This is a genomic window from Amycolatopsis sp. MtRt-6 (genome assembly GCF_017308975.1).
In the GTDB taxonomy this organism is placed as follows: Bacteria; Actinomycetota; Actinomycetes; order Mycobacteriales; family Pseudonocardiaceae; genus Amycolatopsis.
Genome location: NZ_JADWPD010000002.1, coordinates 211759 through 237904, shown reverse-complemented (window position 1 = coordinate 237904; position 26146 = coordinate 211759). Strand labels below are relative to the sequence as shown.

At 72.0% G+C, this 26146-nt stretch carries 28 protein-coding genes and 2 pseudogenes; 20 read left to right on the top strand and 10 right to left on the bottom strand.

Features of this window, described 5'->3' with window-relative positions:
* Positions 1 to 6: 6 nt before the first annotated feature.
* The 4 genes from I4Q55_RS04720 to I4Q55_RS04705 all read left to right on the top strand — a co-directional run bounded on the left by I4Q55_RS04720 (position 7) and on the right by I4Q55_RS04705 (position 2472).
* A complete protein-coding gene (locus I4Q55_RS04720; protein WP_206784763.1) occupies positions 7 to 459 on the top strand; it encodes a DUF2243 domain-containing protein in 453 nt (150 codons plus the stop codon).
* On the top strand, positions 456 to 1199 hold the full coding sequence (locus I4Q55_RS04715; protein WP_206784762.1) for a cytochrome c oxidase assembly protein: 744 nt from the start codon (positions 456 to 458) through the stop codon (positions 1197 to 1199). The genes I4Q55_RS04720 and I4Q55_RS04715 overlap by 4 nt, the downstream gene beginning before the upstream one ends.
* Before the next feature lie 19 nt (positions 1200 to 1218).
* Positions 1219 to 2010, top strand: a complete 792-nt coding sequence (locus tag I4Q55_RS04710) for an FkbM family methyltransferase (protein ID WP_242545385.1) — start codon at positions 1219 to 1221, stop codon at positions 2008 to 2010.
* A 156-nt stretch (positions 2011 to 2166) separates the two neighbouring features.
* Entirely contained in the window at positions 2167 to 2472 is a 306-nt protein-coding gene (locus I4Q55_RS04705) for a hypothetical protein (protein WP_206784760.1), read from the top strand.
* Positions 2473 to 2586: 114 nt separating this feature from the next.
* On the opposite strand, the gene I4Q55_RS04700 is transcribed toward I4Q55_RS04705, so the two are convergent.
* Positions 2587 to 4569 (bottom strand): amino acid transporter, encoded by a 1983-nt coding sequence (locus I4Q55_RS04700; protein WP_206784759.1) that lies wholly within the window; start codon positions 4567 to 4569, stop codon positions 2587 to 2589.
* A 176-nt stretch (positions 4570 to 4745) separates the two neighbouring features.
* Between I4Q55_RS04700 and I4Q55_RS04695 the strand changes: the two genes are divergently transcribed.
* The gene (locus I4Q55_RS04695) at positions 4746 to 5150 is read left to right on the top strand and encodes a ChaB family protein (protein WP_206784758.1); all 405 of its coding nucleotides are present in this window, start codon (positions 4746 to 4748) and stop codon (positions 5148 to 5150) included.
* A gap of 7 nt (positions 5151 to 5157) precedes the next feature.
* Here the strand turns inward: I4Q55_RS04695 and I4Q55_RS04690 are convergent, their stop codons facing one another.
* On the bottom strand, positions 5158 to 5550 hold the full coding sequence (locus I4Q55_RS04690) for a hypothetical protein (RefSeq protein ID WP_206784757.1): 393 nt from the start codon (positions 5548 to 5550) through the stop codon (positions 5158 to 5160).
* A 164-nt stretch (positions 5551 to 5714) separates the two neighbouring features.
* On the opposite strand from I4Q55_RS04690, the gene I4Q55_RS04685 reads away from it, so the two are divergent.
* From I4Q55_RS04685 to I4Q55_RS04665, 5 genes and pseudogenes are all read left to right on the top strand, one after another.
* Positions 5715 to 6341 (top strand): chemotaxis protein CheB, encoded by a 627-nt coding sequence (locus I4Q55_RS04685; protein WP_206784756.1) that lies wholly within the window; start codon positions 5715 to 5717, stop codon positions 6339 to 6341.
* A gap of 37 nt (positions 6342 to 6378) precedes the next feature.
* Entirely contained in the window at positions 6379 to 7407 is a 1029-nt protein-coding gene (locus I4Q55_RS04680; RefSeq protein ID WP_206784755.1) for a chemotaxis protein CheB, read from the top strand.
* Positions 7404 to 8165 (top strand): ATP-binding protein, encoded by a 762-nt coding sequence (locus I4Q55_RS04675; RefSeq protein WP_206784754.1) that lies wholly within the window; start codon positions 7404 to 7406, stop codon positions 8163 to 8165. Before I4Q55_RS04680 ends, I4Q55_RS04675 begins: the two co-directional genes overlap by 4 nt.
* Position 8166: 1 nt before the next feature.
* Positions 8167 to 9950: pseudogene (locus I4Q55_RS04670) on the top strand (CheR family methyltransferase).
* Positions 9951 to 9989: 39 nt separating this feature from the next.
* Entirely contained in the window at positions 9990 to 10367 is a 378-nt protein-coding gene (locus I4Q55_RS04665; protein ID WP_206784753.1) for a hypothetical protein, read from the top strand.
* A gap of 103 nt (positions 10368 to 10470) precedes the next feature.
* Here the strand turns inward: I4Q55_RS04665 and I4Q55_RS04660 are convergent, their stop codons facing one another.
* Entirely contained in the window at positions 10471 to 12123 is a 1653-nt protein-coding gene (locus I4Q55_RS04660) for a glutamate--tRNA ligase (protein WP_206784752.1), read from the bottom strand.
* A gap of 144 nt (positions 12124 to 12267) precedes the next feature.
* On the opposite strand from I4Q55_RS04660, the gene I4Q55_RS04655 reads away from it, so the two are divergent.
* The 5 genes from I4Q55_RS04655 (at position 12268) to I4Q55_RS04635 (ending at position 15241) form a co-directional block, all read left to right on the top strand.
* Complete coding sequence (locus I4Q55_RS04655; protein ID WP_206784751.1) at positions 12268 to 12570, top strand: DUF1905 domain-containing protein; 303 nt, start codon at positions 12268 to 12270, stop codon at positions 12568 to 12570.
* Positions 12571 to 12659: 89 nt separating this feature from the next.
* Positions 12660 to 13157, top strand: a complete 498-nt coding sequence (locus tag I4Q55_RS04650) for a YbaB/EbfC family nucleoid-associated protein (RefSeq protein WP_206784750.1) — start codon at positions 12660 to 12662, stop codon at positions 13155 to 13157.
* A gap of 10 nt (positions 13158 to 13167) precedes the next feature.
* Positions 13168 to 13503 carry a hypothetical protein gene (locus I4Q55_RS04645; RefSeq protein WP_206784749.1) on the top strand — a complete coding sequence of 112 codons (336 nt, stop codon included), beginning with the start codon at positions 13168 to 13170 and terminating at the stop codon, positions 13501 to 13503.
* Positions 13500 to 14627, top strand: coding sequence for a hypothetical protein (locus I4Q55_RS04640; protein WP_206784748.1), 1128 nt, complete (start codon positions 13500 to 13502; stop codon positions 14625 to 14627). Before I4Q55_RS04645 ends, I4Q55_RS04640 begins: the two co-directional genes overlap by 4 nt.
* Entirely contained in the window at positions 14624 to 15241 is a 618-nt protein-coding gene (locus I4Q55_RS04635; protein WP_206784747.1) for a hypothetical protein, read from the top strand. Before I4Q55_RS04640 ends, I4Q55_RS04635 begins: the two co-directional genes overlap by 4 nt.
* On the opposite strand, the gene I4Q55_RS04630 is transcribed toward I4Q55_RS04635, so the two are convergent.
* Entirely contained in the window at positions 15238 to 15654 is a 417-nt protein-coding gene (locus I4Q55_RS04630) for an ATP-binding protein (protein ID WP_307793110.1), read from the bottom strand. The two genes, I4Q55_RS04635 and I4Q55_RS04630, sit on opposite strands and share 4 nt — an antisense overlap.
* Before the next feature lie 124 nt (positions 15655 to 15778).
* Between I4Q55_RS04630 and I4Q55_RS04625 the strand changes: the two genes are divergently transcribed.
* Positions 15779 to 16531, top strand: a complete 753-nt coding sequence (locus I4Q55_RS04625; RefSeq protein WP_206784746.1) for a ZIP family metal transporter — start codon at positions 15779 to 15781, stop codon at positions 16529 to 16531.
* Positions 16532 to 16785: 254 nt separating this feature from the next.
* Positions 16786 to 17025, top strand: a pseudogene (locus tag I4Q55_RS04620) (TetR-like C-terminal domain-containing protein); the annotation flags it as partial.
* 19 nt (positions 17026 to 17044) lie between these two features.
* On the opposite strand, the gene I4Q55_RS04615 reads toward I4Q55_RS04620, so the two are convergent.
* The gene (locus I4Q55_RS04615) at positions 17045 to 17920 is read right to left on the bottom strand and encodes a trypsin-like serine protease (RefSeq protein ID WP_307793109.1); all 876 of its coding nucleotides are present in this window, start codon (positions 17918 to 17920) and stop codon (positions 17045 to 17047) included.
* Positions 17921 to 18011: 91 nt separating this feature from the next.
* Positions 18012 to 18626 carry a GTP cyclohydrolase II gene (gene ribA / locus I4Q55_RS04610; protein ID WP_206784745.1) on the bottom strand — a complete coding sequence of 205 codons (615 nt, stop codon included), beginning with the start codon at positions 18624 to 18626 and terminating at the stop codon, positions 18012 to 18014.
* An 84-nt stretch (positions 18627 to 18710) separates the two neighbouring features.
* Between ribA and I4Q55_RS04605 the strand changes: the two genes are divergently transcribed.
* From I4Q55_RS04605 to I4Q55_RS04595, 3 genes are all read left to right on the top strand, one after another.
* Positions 18711 to 19205 carry a MarR family winged helix-turn-helix transcriptional regulator gene (locus tag I4Q55_RS04605; RefSeq protein ID WP_206784744.1) on the top strand — a complete coding sequence of 165 codons (495 nt, stop codon included), beginning with the start codon at positions 18711 to 18713 and terminating at the stop codon, positions 19203 to 19205.
* Between the two features lie 101 nt (positions 19206 to 19306).
* The gene (locus I4Q55_RS04600) at positions 19307 to 19897 is read left to right on the top strand and encodes an RNA polymerase sigma factor (RefSeq protein WP_206784743.1); all 591 of its coding nucleotides are present in this window, start codon (positions 19307 to 19309) and stop codon (positions 19895 to 19897) included.
* On the top strand, positions 19890 to 20768 hold the full coding sequence (locus I4Q55_RS04595) for a CU044_5270 family protein (RefSeq protein WP_206784742.1): 879 nt from the start codon (positions 19890 to 19892) through the stop codon (positions 20766 to 20768). The genes I4Q55_RS04600 and I4Q55_RS04595 overlap by 8 nt, the downstream gene beginning before the upstream one ends.
* Before the next feature lie 116 nt (positions 20769 to 20884).
* On the opposite strand, the gene I4Q55_RS04590 is transcribed toward I4Q55_RS04595, so the two are convergent.
* From I4Q55_RS04590 to I4Q55_RS04575, 4 genes are all read right to left on the bottom strand, one after another.
* Positions 20885 to 21211 (bottom strand): hypothetical protein, encoded by a 327-nt coding sequence (locus I4Q55_RS04590; RefSeq protein ID WP_206784741.1) that lies wholly within the window; start codon positions 21209 to 21211, stop codon positions 20885 to 20887.
* Between the two features lie 119 nt (positions 21212 to 21330).
* Entirely contained in the window at positions 21331 to 24471 is a 3141-nt protein-coding gene (locus tag I4Q55_RS04585) for a family 43 glycosylhydrolase (RefSeq protein WP_206784740.1), read from the bottom strand.
* Between the two features lie 104 nt (positions 24472 to 24575).
* The gene (locus I4Q55_RS04580; protein ID WP_206784739.1) at positions 24576 to 25541 is read right to left on the bottom strand and encodes a hypothetical protein; all 966 of its coding nucleotides are present in this window, start codon (positions 25539 to 25541) and stop codon (positions 24576 to 24578) included.
* Positions 25538 to 26119 carry a TetR/AcrR family transcriptional regulator gene (locus I4Q55_RS04575; RefSeq protein WP_206784738.1) on the bottom strand — a complete coding sequence of 194 codons (582 nt, stop codon included), beginning with the start codon at positions 26117 to 26119 and terminating at the stop codon, positions 25538 to 25540. The genes I4Q55_RS04580 and I4Q55_RS04575 overlap by 4 nt, the downstream gene beginning before the upstream one ends.
* Positions 26120 to 26146 lie beyond the last annotated feature (27 nt).

Genomic DNA, 26146 nt, shown 5'->3' with positions numbered 1-26146 from the left:
CCGCCCATGCCTCAGCACGAAACCAGGTCCGCCCACGCCCGGTCGGCGTGGGCGGGGGTGCTCGCCGGGATCGGGGTTGCCGCCTTCGTCGACGAGACCGTCTTCCACCAGCTGCTGCACTGGCACCACTTCTACGACCGCTCGACCACCGACGCCGGGCTCGTCTCCGACGGCCTCTTCCACGCCTTCGGGTTCTTCGCCGTCGTCTTCGGCCTGGTGCTCGTCGCCGACCTGCGGCGGGGCGACCGCCTCTCCGGCCGGGCCTTCGCCGGCGGTCTGCTGACCGGGGCCGGCGCCTTCCAGCTGTACGACGGCACCATCCAGCACAAGCTCCTCGGCCTGCACCAGATCCGCTACGCCGTCGACCTCACACCCTACGACTGGACGTGGAACGTCGTCGCGGTGCTCCTGATCGTCGCCGGGGTGGTCCTGCTGCGCCGCGCGCGGGCGACGGCGTGAGCGTCCACGCGGGCCTGGCGCTGCTCGCCGTCGCGGCCTACGAAGCCGGCGCGTGGCGGCTACGGCAGCGCGGAGACCGATGGCCACCCGTCCGAGACGTCGTCTTCGGTGCCGGCGTCGGCGTGGCGCTGGTGCCGGGTGCGGCCACGTTAACCGGGCACATGCTGCAGCACGTCCTGCTCGGCATGCTCGCGCCGCTGCTGGTGGTCCTCGCCCGCCCGGGGACGCTCCTGCTGCGTGCGGTCCCGACGGTGGCCCGCCGCCGTCTCAAGCGGGTGCTGGGGTCGTGGCCCGCCGCCGTGCTGGTCTTCCCGCCGGTTGCCGCCGTCCTCGAAGCGGGGAGCCTGTGGCTGCTCTACCGGACCGGCCTGTTCGCCGCGATCGGCGACGAGCCCTGGCTGCACGTCCACGTCTTCCTGACGGGCCTGCTGTTCACGACGGCGATCTGCCGGCTCGACCCGCTGCGCCACCGGGCCGGGCTCGGCGTCCGCGCGGGCGCGCTGATCGGTGCGGCCGCCGCGCACGCCGTGCTGGCCAAGACCTTGTACGTGACGCCGCCGCCGGGTGTGGTGCTCGCCGTCGCGGACCGGCAGGCCGGGGCGCAGCTCATGTACTACGGCGGAGACGTCGTCGAACTCGGGCTCGCGCTGGTCGTCGCGCTGCAGTGGTACGCCGCCCGCGGCCGCGCCGAGGTGCGGAGCAGCCGCCGAACGGGGGTGCCCGGCGGCGCCCGATGCTGATAAGCCTCTGCGCGTGACGATGGACACGATCGACCTGCACAGCATCAACCCGTGGGAGGTGTCGTTCCTGCGCGAGGAGGTCGGCGCCTACTTTGCCCACGGCGTCGAGCTCGCCCCCGGCGCGACCGTCCTCGACGTCGGCGCCAATGTCGGGGTCTTCTCCGCGGCCGTGTACGAGCGCCTGGACGGGGACGTGCGGATCTACGCGTTCGAGCCGCTCCCGCCGCTCCACGCGACGCTGGAGCGCAACGGCCGTGACTTCTTCGGCGGCCGGCTGACCGCGTTGCCCTACGGGCTGGCGGCCGCCGAGGACGAGATCGACTTCAGCTACTTCCCGGCGGCGACCATCTTTTCGTCGTCGTGGCGCGACGCGGCCAACGTCGAGACCGAGCGGCGCCGGGTCACGGCGAGCGTCGTCGAGATGATCCGCCGCGGCGGGCTGGGCGCGGGGCTGAGCCGCGTGCCGGCGCCGATCCTGCGCGGCATCGTCGGGCGCAAGCTGCGGGTGATGCGGGAGCTGGAGACGCACCGCGTCCGCGTCCGGCCGCTGTCGGCGGTGCTCGACGAGCAGGGCATCGAGCGCGTCGACCTGCTGAAGGTCGACGTCGAGGGCGCCGAACTCGACGTGCTGCGGGGGCTCGAGGACCGGCACTGGCCGCTGGTGGCGCAGGCCGTCGTCGAGGTCGAGGGCTGGCGGCACAACCGCGACACGGTCCGCGAGGTCTTCGCCGCGCGCGGCTTCACGGTCGAGGCCGTGCAGGACCCGGTCCAGGAGGCGGCCGACATCGGGATGGTCTTCGCGGTCCGCTAGCGGTCATGGCCGGTGACCCGGCGTGATCATGTGGCAGGACCGGGGTCCCCCGTTGCATACTGCTGGAATGGCGCGCAGGAACCCGGAGACCGCACGGTGAGTCCCCGAGAGGGGCCTTCACGCCCGAAATTCGGCCGGATCGACCCGTTTTGCCTGATGGCGGTGCTGCCGGTGCTGGCGGTCGCCGGCATCCTCGGCGCACTGGTCCACTGGGCACTGGGGGTCGGCTGCGCCGCGTTCGCGGGACTGATCCTGCTGTTCGACTCCTGGGTCAACCGGCCGCGTCCGGTCCCGCAGGCGGAGCGCCCGGCCCGGGCGCCCCGGCCGGCGGCACCGCCTCCGCCGCGTGGACCCGCGCGCGCACCGGCCCGGGCGTCGGCCCGCGCACCCCGGCCCCAGGACGGCCGCGGTCCCGCGCGGGCGCCGGTTCGCCGGGCTGGGCCGCCGCCCGCGGGGAGATGATCGGCGGGGTTCGCTGAGCGGTGCCGGCCCGGATACCCCGGCCACAGGATTTGCGGTCCGGGCCACCGGGCAGGCTGCCTGTCCACGCGTTGCCGTGAACGCCGCCCGCGCCGCTCACCCGCCGACGTGGATGGCGGGGCGGCGGGCCGGGTCCTTCTCGATGCCGCGGATGATCTCCCGGACCACCGGCGCGGTGTCGCCGCGGCCGAGGAGCAGGTACCGGAACAGGTGGCCGAGCGGGTTGCCTTCCGACCACTCGAAATAGCACCGCGGGCGGACGCCCGTCACGTCGCGCAGGGTCAGCAGGATCGCGGCGATCGCGTTGGGTGCCGCCGGGCTGTCCGCGCGGAGGATCCGGTAGCCGTCGATCTCGATGCCGCGCACCTGGAGCACGTTGCTGAACTCCGACGGGTCCACGACGTCGATCTCGAGGAACAGGATGTCGGCGGCGCCGGGCACCGGGTTCATGCCGCGCTGCTCGGCTTCCTTCGCCGAGTACTCCGCGTGGTCGCCGTCCTGGCGCTTGTTGGCGACGATGTTCAGCGCGCCGTCGTGGGCCAGTGAGTCGGCGATGAACCGGCGGGCCTCGTCGTCGAACTCGATGCGCTCGGCGCGCAGCTCCGTCGTGCGGGAAACGCGGGACACCAGCGAGACGACGATGATCCCGAGGATGAACAGGGCCGAGATGGCGATCCCGTCGGGCTTTTCGATGACGTTTTCGACGAGCGCGTACAGCAGGACGATCGTGAGGACCACGAAGCCGACGGCCGCGCCGCGCTGGCGTCGCCGGATCGCCGAGATGCTGACCGCGACCGCGCCGGACACCATCATCGCCAGGATGCCGGTCGCGTAGGCGCCGGCCTGGGCGTTGACGTCCGCGCCGAACGCGATCGTGATGAGCACGCTGATCGCCGTGTAGACCAGCACGACCGGCCGGACCGCGCGGCCCCACTCCGGCGCCATGCCGTAGGACGGCAGGTACCGCGGGACGATGTTGATCAGCCCGGCCATTGCCGAAGCGCCGGCGAACCACAGGATCAGCACGCTACTGATGTCGTAGGCGGTCCCGAAGAGCTCGCCGAGCTCGCGGTGGGCGAGGTAGGCCATGGCGCGGCCGTTGGCCTCGCCGCCCTCCTTGAACGCGTCGGCCGGGATCAGCACGGTCGTGACGAAGCTCGTCGCGATCAGGAACACCGACATGATGAGCGCGGCGGCGGTCAGCAGCTTCCGCGTGTTGCGGATCCGGGACTCCAGCTTCTCCTCGGCGGTCTTCCCGTCGGCGGCGACCAGCGGCATCATGCTGACGCCGGTTTCGAAGCCGGAGAGCCCCAGGACCAGCATCGGGAACGCGAGGACGGCCGGGCCGACGACACCGGCGAACCCGCCGCCACCGGCGGTCAGCGCGTCGGTCCAGCGGGACAGCGCCGTGGAGTCGCCGACCAGGTCGATCACGCCGGCGACCGTCACCACGCCGTTGAGCAGCAGGAAGACCGCGACGAGCGGGATGGCGACCCCGACGGCCTCGCTGAAGCCGAGCAGGAACACCCCGCCGAGGACCAGCAGGAGCACGACGGTGATCAGCACCGCGTGACCGTGCAGGAAGCCCGGCAGGTACGGGTTCTCCAGCATGTGCACGGTGGCGTCCGCCGAGGACAGCGTGATCGTGATGATCCACGACGTGGCGACGAACCCGAGCAGGGTGAGGACGAAGAGCTTGCCGCGCCAGAAGGGCAGCAGGTTCTCCAGCATCGCGACCGAGCCCTGCCCGTGCGGGCTTTCGCGGGCCACCCGGCGGTACATCGGGAGCATCCCGAGCAGCGTCAGCGCGACGATCAGCAGGGTCGCCAGCGGCGAGAGCGCCCCGGCGGCGAGCGCGGCGATGCCCGGGAGGTAGGAGAGGGTGGAGAAGTAGTCGACGCCCGTCAGGCACATGACTTTCCACCAGGACTGCGGCGTCCCGTGGTCTTCACCGCCCGCGCGGCCGACGGGCGCGACGCGGTGCTCCAGCAGCCACCGGGCCACGCCGGACGCGGGCTGCGGCGGCGTCACCGGGCTTTCGACGCTCGCCGGTACGGTCAATTCGGGTGAAGCACCCATTTTCGCCCTCTCGTCCCCTCGACCCGAAAACACTGGTCATCAGCATGCCCGACCCCGGAAAGACACCGCACGGGAGGCTCCGCACGGACGGTCCTCTTCGGACGGTAGTGCTGGTGGGGCGAGCTGAATCGGCGAAAGTGTGTTTCGGCGGGGCGAGCCGGGGTAGCCGAGGCGACATGCCCGGACGCGAAGACTTGCCCAGCACGCTGCTGCGGTCGCCGCGCAAGGCCCAGGACACGTGGGTGGCCGCGCACGACTCCGCGCTGCGGACCTACGGGCCCGGCCGGCGGGCCCAGCAGACCGCCTACGCCGCCCTGAAGCACACCTTCGAGAAGGTCGGCGACCACTGGGAGCCCAAACCCGAACGCGGCCCGTCGGACGCGCAGGCCGCCGGGGGAGCCGGGCAGCCCGAAAAGCCGACCCGCGGCGGCGTCAACGCCACCGCGAGCCGGCAGCACCTCTACGAGCGCGCCAAGCAGCTCGGCGTCCCCGGGCGGTCGCGGATGTCCAAAGAGGAACTCGTCAGCGCGCTGGAGAAGGAGAACCGGCGCCGGACCGACCGGGCCCGCCGCTCCGGGTGAGCCGGGGTCAGAAGTCGTCGGCGCCGGTGAGTTCCTGCTCGAAGGCGTCCGCGCGGGCGACGACCGCCTTGAGCGGGCGCTCGAACTCCTCCAGGATACTGAGGTCCTCCAGCGGCACGGTGTGCTTGAGCAGCGCGACGCCGTCCACCACCGCCGCGCCGCCGACGGCCGAGGCACCGGCGAGCTCGAGCAGCCGCCGCAGGTCGACCTTGTCGGCCCAGCCGACCGGGGAGGAGATCTCGATCCACGAGCCGCCGTCGAGCTCGTCGAGGTGGTGCACCGTCACCTGCTGGGTCCGGTCCCGCGGCCCCTCCAGCCGGAACCGCAGCCAGCCCTCCGACTCCTCGAGGACCTCGTACCGCGTCCGGACAAAGTTGATCACGTCGATCCAGGTGGTCACCCGCTGCGCCTCCCGCCTTCGGCCTGCCTGCGCGGTCAGCATCTCATGTCCGCGGCCAAGACAGTTCGCTGGTCGCCGGGTCGTTTCCGTGTCACGATGGATCCCGTGCGGGGCCGTCCGGCAGCACGGCGGATCACGCCGGTCGGCGCGGGCGGTGGACGCCGGTGACCACCGGCGATCCGGCGCGCTTCCCGGTCGTCGCCCTGGTCGCCTCGGCGGGCGGCCTGGACGCCCTCACCGGGGTGCTCGCCCCGCTCCCCGCGGACCTGCCCGCGGCGGTGCTCGTCGCCCAGCACCTGGACCCGTTCCGGACGAGCCACCTGACCTCGATCCTGGCCGAACGCACGGCACTGCGGGTGGCCGACGCCGCGGACGGCGACGAGCTCGAGCCCGGGGTGGCGCTGGTCGTCCCGCCCGCCCGGCACCTCCTGCTGACGCCCGAATCGCGGGTCGCGCTGGTGGACGTCGGCGCCCTGCCGCCGGCCCGGCCGTCGGCGGACCTGCTGCTGGCCACGCTCGCCGTCACGTGCGGCCCCCGCGCGCTGGCCGTGGTCCTGACCGGCAAGGGCACCGACGCCCAGGCCGGCATCCGCGCCGTCGCCCGCTGCGGCGGCACCGTGTTCGCCCAGGACGAGGTGACGTCCGCGCACTTCGGCATGCCCGGCGCCGCCATCGACACGGGCCTGGTCGGCTCCGTGCTCCCGCTGCCGGACATCGCCGGGGCCATCCTCGGCCACGTCCGTGCGGCCCATCGCGCGTTTAGCCCGCTCGGCGGGGGCTACCCGGAGTAGCGAGCGGCTTCGACTACCGTGAGGGAAGAGTGAGGAGGTGGACACTGTGCCGCCTTTCCGGCGCGACCTCGTGGTCATCGGCGCTTCGGCCGGGGGTGTCGAGGTGCTGCGCACGGTCGTGGCCGCGCTGCCGCCGGACTTCCCCGCAGCGGTGCTGGTCACCATGCACCTGTCCGCCGGGACGCGGAGCGCACTGGCCGGCATCCTCGACCGGGCGGGCCCGTTGCCGGCCCGGTCCGCGCGCCACGGCACGCCGATCGAGCCGGGCACCGTGTACGTCGCGCCTCCGGACCGGCACCTGCTCACCGGCGACGGTGTGCTGGTCCTGACCCAGGGCCCGACCGAGAACGGGCACCGGCCGGCGATCAACGCGACCTTCCGCTCCGCCGCGCTGACGGACGGGCCGAAGGTCATCGGGGTCGTGCTTTCCGGGGTCCTGGACGACGGGGCGGCCGGGTTGCGCGCGATCGTGGACCGGGGCGGCCTCGCCGTCGTCCAGGACCCCGCCGACGCGCTGTACAGCGGCATGCCGGAGAACGCGCTGGCGCTGGTGGACACCGAGCACGTGGTCCGGGCGGTCGAGCTCGGCGCGTTGCTCGACAAGCTCGTCCGGATGCCGGTGGACCCGGCCGAGGTCCCCCCACCCCCGGACACGCTCGTGCTGGAGGACCGGATCGCCCGCGATTCCGTCCGGGCCGGGGCGTTCCCGCCCGGGGACGAGCAGAACGGATCGGGGTACACCTGCCCCGACTGTCAGGGCGCGCTCACCGAGGTGCACCCGGCGGGCCGCTACCGCTGCCGGATCGGGCACGCCTGGTCGGCGCAGGCGCTGCTGTCGGCCCACGCCGGCGAGTTCCGGTTCGCGCTTCAAAAGGCGCTGCGCGCGCTCGACGAAAAGGCCGGACTGGCCCGGAAGCTGGCCGCGCAGCTCTCCGGCAGGCGCCCGACCGGGCTGGCGGAACGCTACGCCGCGTCCGCCAGGGAAGCCGCCGAAGCCGCGGAGACGCTGCGCCGGTTCCTGCTCGGCACGACCGACCCCGCAGGCGAGGAACCGACGGCACCATGAGCTCCACTGCAATCCAGCTGGCTGTCGGCCGCCACGAGCAGGCGACCGTCGTCCGGGTCACCGGTGAGCTGAACCGCGCCTCGTACTCGACGGTGCGCGACGGGCTGCTCAAGATCGCGACCGACGCGCCCGACGGCCTGGTGGCTGACATCAGCGAGCTGGTCATCGCCGATTCCTCGCTGGCGAGTGTCTTCTCCCTGGTCGCCATGCGGATCGGTGACTGGCCGGCCATTCCGTTCACGGTCGTCGCGAGCTCCGCCCACCGGGAACAGCTGAGCCGGCACGTGGTCGACCGCTACGTCCCGGTGCGCACCGACCTGGCGGCGGCGACGGCGGCACTGGACCACCCGGTGCGCCGCCGGTGTGAACGTGTTTTCCCGTGCGCCGAGGGCACCTCGGCGCAGATCCGCGAGTTCGTCACGGCCAAGCTGACCGAGTGGGACGTGCCCGAACTCGCCGAAGACGCCCGGCTGATCGCCACCGAACTGGTCGAGAACGTGCTGCGGCACACCACGTCCGAACCGAAGCTGCGGCTCGACCTGCGCCGTGGGGTGTGCACGGTGGCCGTGGCCGACCAGGACACGCGGCCGGCCATGCTGCTCGAACGGCTGTCCCCGTTCGAGCCGGGCATGGGACTGAAGCTGGTCGCGCAGATCGCCCGCACGTGGGGCTGCAGCCGGTCGTGGGCCGGCGGGAAGGTCGTCTGGGCGGTTCTGCTCCCCGGTGCCCGCACCACCGGTGACCGTCCGGCCGGGTAGCGTGTCGGACCGTGACCGAGCCCAAGAACCCAACGGCGAGTTCGAATCCGTGCTCACCTACCTCAAGGAGTCGCGGGGCTTCGACTTCACCGGGTACAAGCGCAGCAGCCTGATGCGCCGGGTCCGCCGCCGGGTGAGCCAGGTCGAGATCGACAGCTACGCCGACTACATCGACCAGTTGCAGGTCAACGCCGACGAGTTCGTCGCGCTGTTCAACACCATCCTGATCAACGTGACCGGCTTCTTCCGCGACCCGGACGCGTGGGACCACCTGCGCGAGCAGGTGCTGCCCGCGCTGCTGGCCGAACGCAGCCCGGAAGAGCCGATCCGCGTGTGGAGCGCCGGCTGCGCGGCCGGGCAGGAGGCCTACAGCCTGGCGATGCTCTTCGCCGACGCCCTCGGCGTCGAGACGTTCCGGCAGCGGGTGAAGATCTACGCCACCGACGTCGACGACGAAGCATTGGCGCAGGCCCGGCACGCGGCCTACACCCCGGCGGAGGTCGAGGGGCTCACCGAAGCGCAGCTGGAGCAGTACTTCGAGCTGCAGGGCAGCCGGTACTGCTTCCGCAAGGACCTGCGCCGCTCGGTCATCTTCGGGCGCAACGACCTGTCCAGGACGCGCCGATCTCCCGGATCGATCTGCTGGTCTGCCGCAACACGCTGATGTACTTCAACGCCGAGACCCAGACCAAGATTCTCGAGCGGTTCCACTTCGCGCTCGCGCCGCGGGGCGTGCTGTTCCTCGGCAAGGCCGAGATGCTGTTGTCCCACACCAGGATCTTCGAGCCGGTCGACCTCAAGCGGCGGGTCTTCCGCAAAGCGGTCAACGCTCCGGTGAGCTACAACCACTTCGTTTCCCCCAGCTTCCCGCAGCGGCGCACCCAGGACATCTCCGGCCTCGAGGAACTGCGTGAGCACGCCTTCTCGGCGAGCCCGGTCGCGCAGATCGTCTTCACCGAGGGGGAGACGACGGCGCTGATCAACGCTCAGGCGGAAGTCGCGTTCGGACTGTCCGAACGCGACATCGGGCGGCCGCTGCGCGACCTCGACGTCTCCTACCGGCCGGTGGCGCTGCGCGCGTACGTCGAGCAGGCCCGGCTGGAACGCCGGTCGCTGCGGATCAAGGACGTCGAGTGGCGCCGGGCCGGGGAGACCGTGTGGTACGAGGTGCACGTCAATCCGCTGGTGGGCAAGGACAAGTCGCTGCTCGGCGTTTCGGTGGTGTTCCACGACGTGAGCTGGGCGCGCCAGCTGCTCACCGAACTGGAGCACACGAACCGGCAGCTCGAGTCGGCCTACGAGGAACTGCAGTCGACCAACGAGGAGCTCGAGACCACCAACGAGGAACTGCAGTCCACCAACGACGAGCTGCAGACGATCAACGACGCGCTGCGCGAGCGCAGCCTCGACCTCGACGAGGTGAACGAGTTCCTCGAGTCGGTGCTCACCTCGATCCGGGCCGGCATCGTCGTCATCGACGCCGAGATGCGGATCAAGGCGTGGAACCGCGGCGCCGAGGACCTGTGGGGCGTGCGGCGGGAGGAAGCCGAAGGCATCCACCTGCTGAACCTGGACATCGGCCTGCCGGTCGCCGAGATCCGCCCGGTGGTGCGCGAAGCGCTGTCGGACCCGGTCTACTACGGCGAGCTGATGCTCGACGCGATCAACCGGCGCGGCCGCGCGGCGGTCGTCCGGCTGCTGTGCAGCTCGTTGCGCAGCTCGAACGGCGAGAGCCACGGCGCCCTGCTGATGATGGAGGAGACGAAGCCCGAACCGGGCGAGTGAACCTTGCGGCGCCGCGGCCCGGCTGTTATCCGTGGAGCCATGGGGTTGACCAAGGTGTGGCTCGCAACGCTCAGTGACGGCCTGCTCCGCGCCGACCAGGTGGTCGGCCTGACGGCGCACGCGACCCCGGCGCTGACCGGGAAACCACCGCGCTGGCTGCTCGACGCGACGATCCGGACGGCGGCGGGCAGCGGCAGCGCGGACGGCTGGGACGTCGGAATTCTCCACCGCACGCTGATCCAGACGCCGGGCGAGCCGGTGGGGGCGCCGGAAGCGCTGGCCCGCCTGCTGGCCCGGCTGGACCGCGAGGACGCGGCCGGCCTGGTCACCGCGGTGGCCGACAGCGGTGCCCGGGCGCCGAGCGTGGTGCGGTTCGGTTTTCGCCCGTTCGAGGATGACGAGGGTGCCGGCGGCTGAGGGCGGCTGCGGCGCCCGGGCCCGGCAGGCGAGCCTCGTGCGCTCGCCTTTCACCCGTTCGAGGATGGCGGCGGGCTCCGGCGGGTGAGCCCGCCGCCGTCCGTTACTTCGTCAGCGTGGCGATCCGGCCGAGGACTTCCTCCTGGCCCAGTGCCTGGGTGATCGCGTGCAGGTCGGGGCTGCGCGTCGACCCGGTGAGGGCGATGCGGATGATCTGCGAGGCCTCGCGGATCGAGCCGGGGAAGCCCTCGGGGTTCTTCTTGAACTCCTTGGCGTTGCGGGCGAAGCCGTGCTTGGCCGCGACCGCGCGGATCTGGTCGAACCACTCCTGGCCGTCTTCGAGCTGGCGGTAGTCCGCCGCGAAGTCCCGTGCCACCGCCTGGACGACCGCGGGGTCGACGCCGAGGGCGGCGATGCGCTCGTCTTCGGGCCCGGTGACGGCCGCGTGCAGCTGCGGGAAGAAGAAGCCGTAGACCGCGCGGAACTCGCTCCACTTCTTGAGGTCCTTGCGCGGGTTCTCGGCCCCCTCGCGCTCGACGGCCAGCGCGCGCAGGGCCAGGTCCGGCTCCTCGTCGAGGACCCGGCGCAACTCGGGGTCGAACCGCTCGGCCCACGTGCGGACGGCCTCGAGGATCGCCGCGCCCGGCAGGGTCGCGATGTGGTCGGCGGCGATGTCGTCGAGCTTGACCAGGTCCACCAGCGGGCCGGCGACGCCGCACTCGTCGAGGTTGATCGGCTCGGTCAGCGCCTGCTCCAGCGGCAGTTCCGCGAGCCGGCCGTTGGCGAGGCCGCGCAGGTAGTACAGGACGGCCTCGGCCGGGTAGCCGGCCTCGATGTAGAAGTCGACGGACGCTTCCGGGTCCTTGCGCTTGGACAGCTTGCGCTTGCTGCCGCCCTCCTGCTTCATCAGCGGCGCGATGTGCGCGTAGGTGATCGGCTCGAAGCCGAGCGCGGCGAACAGCTGCTGGTGCACCGGCACCGACGAGATCCACTCGTCGCCGCGGATCACCAGGTTGACCCGCATGAGGTGGTCGTCGACGGCGTGCGCGAAGTGGTAGGTCGGCAGCCGCGGGCTCTGGTCGGAGCTCTTGAGGATGACGACGTCGTTGCGGTTGGCCTCGGCTTCCAGGGGCCCGCGGATGGCGTCGGTGAACCGGGCGCGCGCGCCGGTGTCGTCCGGGGCGCGGAAGCGCACGACGTACGGGGCGCCCGCGTCGAGCTTGGCCTGGACGTCGGCCGGGTCGGCGTCGCGCCAGATCGCCCAGCTGCCGTAGTAGCCGGTGGGCAGCTTGGTGGCCTGCTGCCGCTGGGTGATGGCGGCCAGTTCCTCCTTCGTCGCGAAGTCGAGGTAGGCCTTGTCCTGGCGGAGCAGATCGCGGACGTAGGTGAGGTAGACGCGCTCGCGGGCGGACTGCTGGTAGGGGCCGTAGTCCCCGCCGCGGTGGACGTCTTCGTCGGCGGCGAGGCCGAAGTAGGAGAAGCCGCGCTCGAACTGCTCGAGGGCGCCCTCGACCTCGCGGGACTGGTCGGTGTCCTCGACGCGCACGAGGTAGCGGCCGCCGGAGCGCCGGGCGACGTCCTGGTCGATGGTGGCGACGTAGATGCCGCCGAGGTGCACAAACCCGGTGGGCGACGGGCCGAGGCGGGTGACCAGCGCGCCTTCGGGCAGGTCGCGGGCGGGGTACTGCTGCTCCCAGTGCTCGGGTTCGGGCAGGTCGGCAGGGAAGAGGGCGTCGATGACCGCTCGGTCCAGCATGTGGGTGTTCTCCCCGCGTCGTGGTGCGCTTGCCTCGGCGAAAGTGGTCGTTTTCGCCGACGAAGAGCCTAGCCGGGGCGGTCGTCCGGCCTCTCCGGTGGGTTGACGGCCCAAAATGTCGGTGCCGCGTGTGACACTGCGGCCGTGGACATCGTCTTCGACGCCGAGCTGTGGGAGTGGGACGCCCGGCGCACCGAGAGCTGGACCTTCGTCAGCCTGCCCGCGGACGTGTCGGAAGACATCCGCGAGCGCCACGCCGAGCCGCGGCGCGGCTTCGGTTCCGTGCGCGTCCGCGTGGCCATCGGCGCCACCCGCTGGCAGACCTCGATCTTCCCGGACGGGAAGCGCGGCACCTACGTGCTGCCGGTCAAACGGGCCGTCCGCAAGGCCGAAGGTCTCGACGTGGGTGACGTCTGCACCGTGACCGTGGAGCTCGCCGACGGCTGAGCACCCCGATCCGGCGAAACGCGATCGGCGGCGGAAGCGATCTGTCATGATGCGGACACAGGGCCCCGAACCGCGCAGAGGGAGACACGATGTCCGCCCAGATGGACGAGCTGATCGCCCAGTTCCAGAACTTCCAGAGCAAGGTGCGGCAGGCCGAGGCCCGCTTCGCCGGCGTCGGCGACATGCAGGAGCGGATCGCCCGGCTGGAGACCACCGTCACGTCGCCGGACGGGACCGTGACCGTCACCGCGGGCGCCGGCGGGACCATCACCGACCTGCGGCTCACCGCCGGGGCCACCCGCGTCGAGGCCGGGCAGCTGGCCGCGACGATCATGGACACCATCCGCCGGGCGGCGGCCGGGGCCGCGCAGCAGCAGGCCGGCATCGTGGACGAGACCTTCGGCGACGCGTTCGGCGTCGACGTCTCGGCGCAGGTGCGCGAAGCCCAGGCGGAAGCGTTCGGAACCGCGGCGGCCGAGCCCGCGTCGGAGGCACAGCCGCGGCAGCCGTCGCGGCCCGCCCGCCGGGCAGATCCCCGAGCGGACGACGACGACTTCGACCAGGGCCCCATCCTCCGCCGATCCTAGGGAAACCGCGATGCCAGACGGAATTCAGACGAACATCGGCGCGATCTCCGCCTACGCCAAGCAGCTGCCGTTCTACGAGCAGGAAGCCGACAAGTTCGGCGCCAAGATCGACGCCGCCGACGTGACGAACGAAGCGTGGGGGCTCGTCGGGCTCTTCGCCAAGCAGGGCTACACCGACCGGCTGACCGAACTGCGCTCGCTGCTCACCGACCTCAAGGACGGCGTGGACGGGTTCACCACCAAGCTGACCAAGGCCGCGGAGATGTACCAGGGGATGGAAGACGCCGGGAAGATCGCCTTCGGTCGGCACGAGGCGCAGATCGACGCGATCGGGCAGGGCGAATGACCGAGCCGAAGAAGAGCATCGCCGACGCGCTCGACGTCGGGGCCTACGACGAGAGCATGAGCGCGAACCTCGACCGCGCGGCCGGGTTCGTGCCGGTGGCCGGCACGATCTACAAGTCCGGCAAGAAGATCGCCGAGCACTCCCAGCAGGCGGCCGAGGCGGACAGCCCGGCCGAGCTGGCGTCCGCGGGGGCCGCGCTGGTCGGCGACGGCGCGGCGTTCGTCGGTGCCGCCGCGGCCGACATGGTCACCTTCGCCATGGACCCGATCGGCTGGCTGGTCAGCCACGGCCTCAACATGCTGCTCGAACTGGTCCAGCCGCTGCAGGACGCGCTGCACCAGGTCACCGGCGACGGCCCGGCCATCGGCCACGCCTCGCAGAACTTCGTCACGATCGCGCAGGGCTTCGTCGCGCTCGCCGACGACTTCGAGCGCACCGGCGACACCGCGCTGGCCGAGTGGGTCGACGAGGCGGGCAACGCGGCGAAGGAAGCGCTCGGCGACTTCTCCTCCGGCATCCGCGGCATCGGCTCGGCCGCCGGCTCGGTGGCCGAGGTGCTGCAGATGTGGTCGATGGTCATGGTGGTCATCGAAGAGGTGATCAAGGGGATCATCACCGAGCTGGTGTCCTGGCTGATCACCCTGTGGCTGCCCGCGCTGGCCGCGTCGGTGATCAGCTTCGGCGGCTCGGTCGCCGCGGCGATGACCGCGTCGATCGCCAAGGCGGCCAGCGTGCTGCAGAAGGTGACGCGCTACCTCGGCAAGTTCGGCAAGCTGCTCGACAAGTTCATGGAGTTCCTGGTCAAGTACTCCGGGAAGATGGAGGTGTTCGCCCGCAAGCTGCGTGTCGGCGTGATGCCCGGCGAGACGAAGTTCGGCTTCGGCGCGGCGGCGCAGGGCTTCCAGCCGAGCAACCGGGTGCTCACCACGATGTTCGGCACCGACGCCGGCGTGAAACCGTTCCTCGCCGGCGCGGGCGTCAAGGCCGGCATCGGGGCGGGCAAGGGCGCGTTCGCCGAGGGCAAGGAAGCGGTGACGCCGGAGGGGGACGAACCGTGGTTCGACAAGAGCGAGATCGGCGGGGACCGCAGCCCGGAGGAGACCCGCAAGGACCTGGACATTTGAGCGAGCGCATCGAGCGCTGGGCCGAGGAGACCAAGGTCCGGCCGGGGTTCCGCGAAGGCGTCGAGGCGCTGCTGCGGGACCGGTGGCGCGAGCCGGTCATCGTGCTGCACCTCGGCGACACCGACGTGGGCTACGACGTGCCCGGCCGCCGCGAGGACGGCACCGTCCGGGGGAAGCGGCTCGTCCGGCGGTTCTTCTGGAACATCCTGCGCGGGATCGGCGCGGTGGTGTTCGGCGTCTTCGCCCTGGCTCACGGCGAGCGGCCGGGGCTGCCGTTCCGGCGGACGATCGGCGTCACGGGCCCGGAGAACGCGATGGCGCTCGACCTGGTCGACCGGCTCGGGTCCGTGAAGGGCGCGTGGCTGGCGTGCTCGCCGTCGTGCCTGGCGGTGGTGGACACCGGGGCGACGAGCACCGATCCGGCCGCCGCGCCGCCGCCGCGGATCGTCTGGGAAGCACGCAAGCCGCAGGCGCCGGAGCTCAGCTTCCGCAAGAGCACGCTGACCTGGCCGGACGGCTCGGTCTTCAAGCTTCCCATCCAGGGCCGTACCGAGCAGCAGCACCTGCGGAAGTTCGTCGAGTTCCCGGACGTCATCCACTGGAACGGCCGCTAGGCCCTCGCCTGGTCCGTGCAGGCCAGCCGGGCCCAGACGACCTTGCCGTCGTCGTGGTGGCTCACGCCCCAGGCGAGGGCGAGCTCGTCGACGAGCTGCAGGCCGCGGCCGCCCGAGCGGCCCGGCACCCGCAGGCGCGGTTCGCCCGTGCCGGTGTCGGCCACCGCCACCGTCACCTCGCACGGGTCGCGCGCGAGGTGGATCCGCAGCTCGTGCGGCCCGGTCGCGTGGACGTAGGCGTTCTCCAGCAGCTCCCCGACCACGATCACGACGTCGACCCGGTCCGCTTCGGTGAGCGAAGCCAGCCTGGCCGCGGCCCATCGGCGTGCGGCGGCCAACCCCGCGGCGCCCCCTCTGCCGACGTCCAGCACTTGCCAGCCGGGCTCACCCGCGGTGCCCCAGTTCACTTGCACGTGCGACTCCTCCTTCCGTGGCGGCGTACCCGGCCGGGCGGCGTTTACTCACCGGGTGTTTCCGGTGACGACGCCGGGTAACCCGTAGCCGGGATGATTTCCGGCCGCGGAAGGGGGCACGCCCGTGCCGCAATGGGCAGAAGCGGGGCTCTGGGGCCTCGTCGGCGGGGTGGCGCTGGTGCTCGGCGCCGCCGTCGCGTGGTGGGTGCGGGTGTCGCGGCGGGTGGTCGCCGGGATCATGGCCTTCGGGGCCGGGGTGCTCATCTCCGCGCTCGCCTTCGACCTCGTCGACGAGGCGCAGCGGTCCGGCGGGCTGTGGCCGACCGCCGCCGGTTTCCTCGGCGGTGCCGTGGTCTACGTCGTGATCAACGTGCTCCTCGCCCGCCGGGGTGCCCGGCACCGCAAGCGTTCCGGCGGGCAGCAACCGTCCGAACAGGACACCGCGGGCAGCGGGGCGGCCATCGCCGTCGGCGCGCTGCTGGACGGGGTTCCGGAGTCGGTGGTGCTCGGCGTGTCCCTGCTCGGCGGCGGTGGGGTCGGCGTCACCGTGCTCGCGGCCGTGTTCATCTCGAACGTCCCCGAAGGCCTGTCCAGCGCCGCCGGCATGAAGGCCGCCGGACGCGGTGCGCGGTACGTCTTCGGCGTGTGGAGCGGCATCGCCCTGGCCAGCGGGGTCGCGGCCCTCCTCGGCAACCTGCTGCTGCGGACCGCGTCCCCCGCGACCGTCGCCGCGATCACGGCGGTGGCCGCGGGAGCGATCCTCGCGATGATCGCCGACACGATGATCCCCGAGGCGTTCGAGCGCACCGAGCTCTATACCGGCCTGCTCGCCACCGCCGGCTTCCTGACGGCATTCGTCATCGGGCACGCCGGCTGACGGCGGCGGTGTCGCCGCCGACGCAGGGAACCGAAGAGCACGGCCTTCGAGGCTCGGTGCGGATGCGGGGCGGCGACAGTCATCATCTTCTCCTCGACGTGTTCAGCGCGCTTCGGCGGCGGCCAGGTAGCGGAGGGCGGTGGCGGGGTCGGCCTCGATCTGCTCGCCCGTCCAGCTCTCTTCGGTGCGCACGAGCACGCCGCGGTCGATGCGCAGCCCGTCGCCGATCGCCGGCCCGGTCCAGCGAAAGCCCCGGGGCGGGCGTGCCCGGCTACCACGCGCCCGGCGACGCCACCGCGATCTCGTCCGAGGTCATGGCCGCGGTGCTCGAAGCCTGCGCCGAGGAGGCGGGGGAGGAGCCGCCGACGCCGTTCGACGCGCACCTCGAGACCCACCGCGAGTGGGCGGGCGACCACCCCGCGCCGGCCGCGGTCCTGCACCGCGCGCTGTCCTTCTGGACGCGCCTGCACGGCGTGCTCTCGCTGGAGCCGGCCGCCCTGCGGCCGCGGTGACTCAGCCGGTCTGCGCGCGGATCCAGTCCGCCACGACGTCCACCCGCGCGATCGTCTCGGGACCGGGCTGCGGGCACGGCGGCCCGGTGTTGACGATGGCCACCAGGGTCGCGGTGCGGTCGTCGTCGGAGACGAAGAACGGGCCGCCGGAGTCCTCCGGGCACGGCCCGTTCTCCACCGTGCGCGTGCCGACCGGCTGCGCCTCCAGCGTCGCCCGGTTGATGCGCGACACCGTGAACTTCCCGCGTTTGAGGTGATCGGACGGGCCGAGCACGGTCGCGGAAAGGGAGCCCCAGCCGGCGAACTGGAGCTGTTTCCCGACCGTCGGCCGGGTCGTGGCCAGTGCGATCGGGACGATGTCGGTGATCGGGGTGGCGAGCTTCGCCACCGCCAGGTCGTTCACCGGCGACTGCCGGACGTCGACGACCTCGGTCGTGTACCCGCCGGGATCGGAGTCCTTCAGCCGCCCGACGGTCACGGTCATCGTGTACGGCGGCCGCCCGCCGATCCGGGCGTCCTTCAGGTCGTGGAAGCAGTGCCCGGCGGAGATGACCCACTGCGGCGCGATCAGCGCGCCGCTGCAGGCGCCGCTGCGCACCCCGCCGCCCGGGACGGGGATGTCGTCGGACGTCAGCTTCGCGTTGAACGGCAGGACGGGGTTCGGCGCCGGCCGGGTGAACGTGGGCTCCGGGGCCGGCGCCGGGGCAGGGGCCGCGGTGTCGGGCAGGCTGTGCCCGCCGGCCGCCGCGGCGAGGATGGGACCGGCGACGGTTGCCCCGGTCGCGGCGTGGGCGAAGGCGAGGCCGCCCCCGGCCAGCACCGCGACCGCCACCGCTCGTGCCCGGAACTGCCGTCGTCGATCCGAAGAGGTCCTCACACCTCTAATGCACGGGTGGGAGCCCGGAATGGTTGCGAAGACCGGGCGGCCGGTGCGTTCGCGCCGGTCAGCCGCACGCGGGCACCCGGCGTCACCCGGCCAGTTCGGGCAGCGCCAGGGTGTGGTCGGTGTGCCGGACCTTGGCGTCGAGGTACCGCAGGTTGTCCGGCGTCGCGTGCACGCCGGTGGGCACCGTGCCGGCGACCGTCACGCCCCGGTCGCGCAGCTGGCGGACCTTGTCCGGGTTGTTGGTGAGCAGGTCCACCTCGGCGATGCCGAGCGCGGCGAGCATCTGGGCCGCCGCGGTGTAGTCGCGGGCGTCCTCGGGCAGGCCCAGCGCGGTGTTCGCCTGGTAGGTGTCGAGCCCGGCGTCCTGCAGGGCGTAGGCGTCCAGCTTGGCGTAGAGGCCGATGCCCCGGCCCTCCTGGCGCAGGTAGAGCAGCACACCGCCGGCGCCGTCGATGCGCTCCACGGCCTCCCGCAGCTGCGGCCCGCAGTCGCAGCGGGCGGAGCCGAACACGTCGCCGGTCAGGCACTCCGAATGCATCCGCACCAGCGGCCGGACCGGGGTGCCGAACACGAGGGCGAGGTGCTCGCCGCCGTCCGTCAAGCCGTCGAAGGTGACGACCTCGGCCGAAGCCGAGTAGCCGTCGGCGAAGCGCAGCGGGACCCGCACCCGGGTGCGGACGGTGGCGACGGGGATCATGGCGGCTCCACTCTCGTTCAAATTTGAACCTGCCGCCAACCCTACCCCTTGAGTTCGAATTTGAACAACGGGTACGGTTGTGACATGGGTCGTCCGCGGTGGCTGAACGCCGAGGAGAAGCGCGCGTGGAACGCGTTCCTCGGCACCTACGAGCTGCTCAACCGCAGGCTCGACCAGCAGCTCAAGCAGGACTCCGGAATCTCCCACCTGCAGTACGTGATCCTCGCGCGGCTCAGCGGCGCCCCGGACCACGAGCTGCGGATGGCCGAGCTGGCCTGCGCGGTCTCGAACTCCAAGAGCGGGCTGACCTACCAGATCGGCCAGCTGGAGCGAGCCGGCCTGGTGCGCCGCCGCGCGTGCGAAAGCGATCCCCGTGCCGTCTACGCCGTGCTCACCGACGAGGGCATGGCCCTGCTGGAACGGGCCGCGCCCGGGCACGTGGCGCTCGTCCGCGAGCTGCTGATCGACGTCCTCACGCCGGACCAGCTGCGCGCGCTGGCCGACGGCCTCGGCGAGGCGAACCGCCGCATGCTCGCCGTCGGCGACCCGGTCGGGGGAAGCTCCGCCGCCTGCCCCTGAGTGACCTGCGCCACTTTCGCCGCCGATTCCCGATCTTTCCGGAACCCGTTCCACGCCGCCGGGGAACAGCCCACGACACCGGCTGGACCGAAAGGCGGGCGATGACCCCGGAAGACCCCGATTCCGACGACGACGCGAGCGTGATCGCGCGGTCGCGGCACGAGCCGAGCCTGTTCGCGGTCATCTTCGACCGCCACTCGCGGCACATCCACCGCTACCTGGCCCGGCGCCTCGGCCCGGCGACCGCCGACGACGTCCTCGCGGACACGTTCCTGATCGCCTTCGACAAGCGCGCGAAGTTCGACCCGGACCGGTCCGACGCCCGGCCGTGGCTCTACGGCATCGCCACGAACCTCGTTTCGCGGCAGCGGCGAACGGAGGTGCGCGAGCTGAAGCTCCGGCTGGCCGTCGGACCGCCGCCCGCCGAGGAAGGGCACGCCGACCGGGTCGCCGACCAGGTCAGCGCCCAGGCCCTCGGCAAACGGCTCGACCGGGCCCTCGCCGCCCTGCGGCCCCGCGAACGGGACGTCCTGCTGCTCGTCGCCGCGGAAGGCCTGGCCTACCAGGAAGTCGCCGAAGCACTCGGCATTCCCGTCGGCACCGTCAAATCCCGCCTCAGCCGCGCCCGCGGCCGCGTCCGCGCCGAGCTCGGCGCCTTCGACCTCGTGAAGGAGACCTCGGGTCATGGATGAACTCGACCTGATCCGCGACCGCGCGGAAACCGTCGGCTTCGCGCCGGCGGAGCACCTCGCCCCGGCCCGCGAGCGGCTGCTGGCCGCCGCCCGCGGCGAGCGGCGGCACCGGCCGCGCCGCTGGTTCTGGATCGCCGGCGCCTCGGCCGGCCTGGCCGCGGCCATCACCGCCGTCGTCGCGCTGGCCCCCGCCGACCAGGTCGGCGTCGGGGCGGGCGTGGCGCACGCCGACCCGGTCAAGGTGCTGACCGAAGCGGCGAACACCGCGCTGAAGGAGCCCGTCAAGCCGCCGCGTCCGGACCAGTTCCTGTACGTGAAGACGGAGTACCCGGACCACCACACCCGTGAGGTCTGGTACTCGGTCGACGGCACTCGCGACGGCCTGATCGGCGACAGCAAGGTCGGCGGCTGCCGCGACGGCAAGGCGCCGATGTACGGCACGAACGACCCGCGCAAGGAAGGGATGCTCGAGGACTGCGTTCCCCGGCCGGTCTACCGGACGGACCTGCCGACGACGGCCGACGCGATGCTGGCCTACCTCTACGCCGAGGCCGGCGACCGGAAGGGCGACGTCAACTCCCTGGGCAAGGACGTCTACGGCCTCGCCTACGAGCAGGTCCTCCAGCCCGCGTCCTACGCGGCGCTGTTCCAAGCGGCGGCGAAGGTGCCGGGCCTGACGGCCGTGGACCACGTCACCGACGGCGCCGGCCGGCCGGGCGTCGGGATCACGTGGCCGGTGCCGCCCGGCTCGTCACCGAAGGCGAAGCCGGTCGTGATCGTCTTCGACGCCACCACCTACCAGTTCCTCGGCACGCCGGAGAGCGCGGTGACGGTGAAGACCTACGTCGACGAGGCGGGGCAGCGGCCCTGACAGCCGGCGTCAGCGTCGTGCCGCCGCCGTCGCCAGCTGTTCGGTGAGCTCCGCCAGCAGCTCGGTGGCGGCGTCGCCGAGCGCGGCGAGGTCGGCGAGGGTCGTTTCTTCGGTGGTCACGGGCACAGTTCCTCCTCCACGGCCTCGTGGCGGGCGATGACGGCCGCGGCGAACGCGGCGTGCACGTGGAGGTACTCCTCCAGGCTCACCGCGGAGTCCGCCCAGGCGTGCCAGCGGACGTGGGCTTCGGCGACGTCCAGCTTCGCGGCGGCGGCCACCCGTGCCGGGCTGGTGCCGGCGAGGACCGCCTGGTGCATGAGCGAGGGCGACGAGTTCCGGGCGAGCTCCGCCAAGGCCGCCAGGCGGGCGAGCTCGGCGAGCGCGTCGCGGGCGACCGGACGGCGGCGAGGCCGGGGAACGCCGTCGGTCAGGACGCTGGTCATCAAACGACTCCTGGGGCGGAAAGCAGCTGACACAACCCGAACGGCGGACGTTTACCCCGGCCTCACCGGGGCAAACGCCCGCCGTTCGTGATCTCTGTCTCACCGCTTCGAGTGATGCCTCAGAGCGCGTGGACCCGTCCGCAGTGCCACGGGATCCGCTGCGGCCGCACGCTTTCCAGCGTCGGGACGACCGGGGCGATCGTGCCGTCGCGGCGGAACGTCAGCTTGTCGATCGTCGTCTCGCGGTGCGTGCCGTCGCCGCCCGGGATGCCGAAGCGGTGGTACGCGAGGTACCAGTCGTCGGTTCCCGGGACCTGCAGCATCGAGCTGTGCCCGGTGCCGAGCACGCCCAGGCGGGCGTCCTTGCTCAGGATCAGGCCGCGGTTGGTGAACGGCCCGGCCGGGCTCGGTGCCGTGGCGTAGCCGACGCGGTAGTCCTCGCTGCGGGTGTCGTCGATCGACCAGCTGAGGTAGTACGTGCCCTTCCGCTCCACCATGAACAGCCCCTCGCGGAAGCCGTCGAGGCCGTTGATCCGGGTGATCTTCGCACTGTCGTAGGACACCATGTCCGCGTTGAGCGGGACGACATAGGCGTTGCCGTTGCCCCAGTACAGGTACGGCTGCCCGGAGCGGTCGAGGAACACCGCCGGGTCGATCGCCTGTCCGCCGTCGGGGTTCTTCGCGATCAGCGGCTTGCCCGAGTCGACGAACGGGCCGGTCGGGGAGTCGCTCACCGCGACGCCGATCTTGGCCTCGGCGCAGAAATAGAAGTAGTACTTCCCGTTCTTCTTGGCGATCGTCGGCGCCCAGGCGTTCTTGTCGGCCCAGCCGACGTCCTTGCCCAGGTCGAGGATGACGCCCTCGTCCTTCCAGTCGACGAGGTTCTTCGACGACCACGCCGAGAACTTCGTCCCGCTCCAGCCGTCGAAGCCGTCGGTGGTCGGGTAGAGGTAGTACGTGTCGCCGAACGCGACGATGTTCGGGTCGGCGGTGTAGCCGGGCAGCACCGGGCTGCGCGTCTCGTGCGCCTCGACCGTCCACACGCGACGGTCACCGCCCGCGCCGGTCACGGTGAACTGCTTCGGCGAGCTGAGGTTGACGGTCTTCCCGTTGTCCGGCTTGATGGTCGCGCCCGGCGCCAGGGCGAACTTCGGCGCGAGCCGGCGCAGGTCGGTGCCCGGCTTGACCGGCAGCACGACCGTGCCGGCGGCCGAGTCGATGACCGCAGGCGTCTTGAGCGAGCCGAGTTCCACCGACCGGATCGCGGTGCTGTTCGACGGCAGCGTGGCGACCTCGAGCCCGGACAGCGCCCGGTTGTAGAGCCGCACGTCCTTCATCTTGCCGGTCAAGGTCTTGTCGCTCGCGTACACCGAGCGGCCGAGGTAGTTCGCCGCCGTGACGCCGCCGCCGAGGTCCGACGGCTTGATCGTGGCGTTCGAGTTGCGGGCGACCTCGACGCCGTCCAGGTAGAGCACCTCGACGCCGTTGCCGACCGTGAGCGTCACGTTCTTCCACACCCCGCGCGGCAGCCCGCCCGCGCCGGCCGCCTGTTCGGTGGTCCAGTTGCCGGTCGCGATGGCGCCGCGGAACCCGCCGCTCGCGGTGCCGCCGGTGGTGAACAGGTAGCCGTTTCCGGTGCCGTCCTTCGCGGTGTTGCCCAGGCCCCACAGGAAGTAGGGTGTCTGCTGGTTCGGATCGACCAGGACGTCGGCCGACACGGTGGCCGCGGTGGCGCCGGTGAGCAGGTTGTTCGGCAGCTGGACGTGCCCGTTCTTACCGCCGAAGGCCAGCGCGCCGCCGGCCCAGGAGACGTCACCGGCCAGGGCGCCGTCGTAGCCGTGCCCGGTGGTGTCGGCCGCGACCGTGCCCGACTTCGCGTCGAGCGGCCAGTGTGCGACGAGGCCGTTCGCGTCGGCCTTCACCGGCGCCGGGGGCGCGCTCAGCCGGTTCATCTCGGCCTGGGTGACCGGCAGGACGGTGCCGTGCCGCGGCGACGCGGGCAGGTGCGCGCCGGTCGACATCGTCCACTTGCCCGAGTTCAGGTCGGTGGTCTCGAACGGGACGTACCCGCGGCCGCCGAACTCGTCGATGAACAGGTACCACTTGTTCTCGGTGTTGGACTTGAACCCGGTCGGCCCCTCGCCCGCGGACAGGCCCGGGCTGGTCGCCGTGGCCTTGCCGATGCAGTCGGCGACGAACGCGTAGCGCGGGTCGAGCAGGTCGGTGGCCTTCTCCTCGGTGATGAACTTGCTGCACGGCGTCGTCGACGTGTTGTTGCGCTCGTCCTTGGTGAACCGGTAGTAGGTGTCCTGGTTCTTGATCACCGTCGAGTCGATCACCGAGTAGCCCGGGTCGATCCAGACCTGCGGCGCGCTGAAGGTGTGGAAGTCGCGCGTGGTCGCGTACATCATCCGGTTGTAGCTGTCGCCGAGGTGGTTCGGGTCGTTCTCCGCGTAGAGCTTCGAGGCCCAGTAGACGACGTACGTGCCGCGCTTGGCGTCCCAGAAGGCCTCCGGGGCCCACGTGTTGCCCGCGGTCGGCGGGGACACCTGGACGCTGCGCTGGCGCGACCAGTGGGCCAGGTCCGTCGACTCCCAGACCATGATCGACCGGCTGCCGGTGCGCTGGGCGGCGTCCCAGCCGCGGCCGTCGTAGATCCGCAGGTCGGTGGCCAGCAGGTAGAACTTGTCGCCGTCGGGGGAGCGCAGGATGAACGGGTCGCGCACGCCCATTTCGCCGAGGCTCGACTTGAGCACCGGCTGGCCGTTGTTGAGCTCGGTCCAGTTCAGCGGGTCGTTGCCCTTGCTGAGCGCCGAGTAGATCTGCTCGCCGTTGGAGGTGCCTTCGCCGGTGAAGTAGAAGAAGCTGTAGCCGGCCAGGGGTTCCTGGACGGGCTTGGGGACCACGGTGGCGGTGAACCGCCGCGTGGTGCTCTCGCGGCCGAGGCTCAGCTTCGCGGTCAGGACGACCTTCGCGGGCGACGCGCCGGTCGCCGGGCGGGTGACCTCACCGGTCGGGGTGATCACCGACGGCGCGGACGACGTCCAGGCGACACTCGTGCCGTCCGGGCCGCTCGCCGGCAGCGTGAGATTGCCGCGGACGTCGTCGATGTCGGGGACGGACAGCGTGCTCGCGGCGGCGCGGAGCGCGGTGCCGGTGTCGGCGGACGGCGCCGCACCGGCGCCGGCACCGCCGAGGGGGACGAGTGCGGCCGCGACGGCCAGCACGACGCCGAAACGGCGCGGGGAGAACAACTTCATCGTTGTCGGTTCCTTCGGGGCACGTCGGGGACCGGCGCATGTTAACGTTAACATGAGTCGGGGTACGCTGACTCTAGGTCGGCGCGGTCCGGCGGTCAAGAGCCTTACGGCTGGTGGGCCAGCAGTTCGGCGATCGCGTCCCGTGGGTACGGCGTTTTGCGGCTCTCGGTGTGGAGGGCGAAGTAGAAGTCGTTGACGACGGCGGCGAGCGGCGCGTACCGGCGCAGCAGCGGTGTGGTGCCCGGCACCTCTCCGGTGGCGCACGCGCGGACGAAGTCGTTGCGGGTGCGGGCGTCCGGCCACTCCCGCAGGCCGCGGACGTGCCGGTTGACCAGGTGGGTCAGGACGTAGGCCCGGTCGTGGCCGTCGTGCTCGGCGAGGAACGCCGCCTCGGCGGCCGAGAGGTCGAATCCCGCGGCCACCGTCAGGCCGAAGTCGGTGAGGTAGAGCCGTTCGCCGTCGGTGACGATGTTGGCGAAGTGCGCGTCGAAGTGCTGGACACCGCGCGCGGCGAGGAATCCGGTGATGTGCCGCAGGTCTTCCTCGAGCGGCAGGTCGTCACCCGGCCACTCGGCGAGATTGTGCGGCAAGTACTCGAGGAACAGCACGAGGTCGGTGGTGGCGCCGGCAAGCGCTTCGAGCCTGCGCCGGACGCCGGCGTCGCCGTGCCAGAAAGCCACGTCGGCCTCGATGCCGGCGCGCGGGCGGGGCAGGCCGGGCAGGGTGCGCCAGTGGTGCAGGAGCGGGAAGTTCCCGCACTCGCCGCCGACGACCCACGCGGTCGTCATGAGGTGCGCCTCCAGTTCGCGCCAGGCGCCACCGCCCGCGGAACCGACGCCGTAGTGCGACCACGGCGGCAGCCCGTAGAGGTCGGCCGTCGAGCGGGGGTTCGCGAGTTCGACGTCGGTGAGCGGGACCCGCTTGACGAAGACGGGTTCGCCGGCCACCCGCAGCAGCCAGGACGACCCGCCGATGCCGGTGCCGAGCGGCCGTGCCGGGGCCAGGAGGTCGTCATCGGCGTCCGCCAGGGCCGCGGAGAGCTTCTCGTGGCGAGCGAGCCGCGGCGTCATGCGCGCACCAGCGGCAGGAAGACCTCGTCGACGATCTCGACGAGGACGCTATCGTCCACAGTGGTCAGTCCGTGCGTGAGGTATTCGTTGCGCAGCAGCACGAGAGCCACGGTGGCGACGCGGGGATGCCGGGCTTCCGGCCGGGCCTCGCCGCGGTCCACCGCCTGGCCGACGAGGGCGAGCCAGGCTTCGGTGCCCCCGGCCGCGGCCTGCTCGTGCAGCTGCTCGCGGAGCTCCGGTTCGTCGCCCACGCCGGTGAGGAGGCTGCGCAGGGCGCGCGCGGCGGGTGAGGCCTGCCCGCAGTTGATCGCCCGCAGCAGCGTCAAGGCGTCTCCGCGGAGATCGCCGGTGGCGGGCGGCGTGAGCGTGTCCTCGGCGAGGTGGCGGTAGGCGGCGACGCCGAGTGCGGCGCGGTTCGGCCAGCGGCGGTAGATCGCGTTCTTGTTGGTGCCGGCGCGCTGGGCGACGCGTTCCATGGTCAGGCCCGGGTAGCCGGCTTCGGCCAGTTCGGCCGCCGCCGCGCGCAGGATCGCCTCTTCCAGTTCGGTGCCCCGGCGCCGGGTCTTCGGTGTCGCCATGGTCCCACCCTAGCCGAGATACGGTAC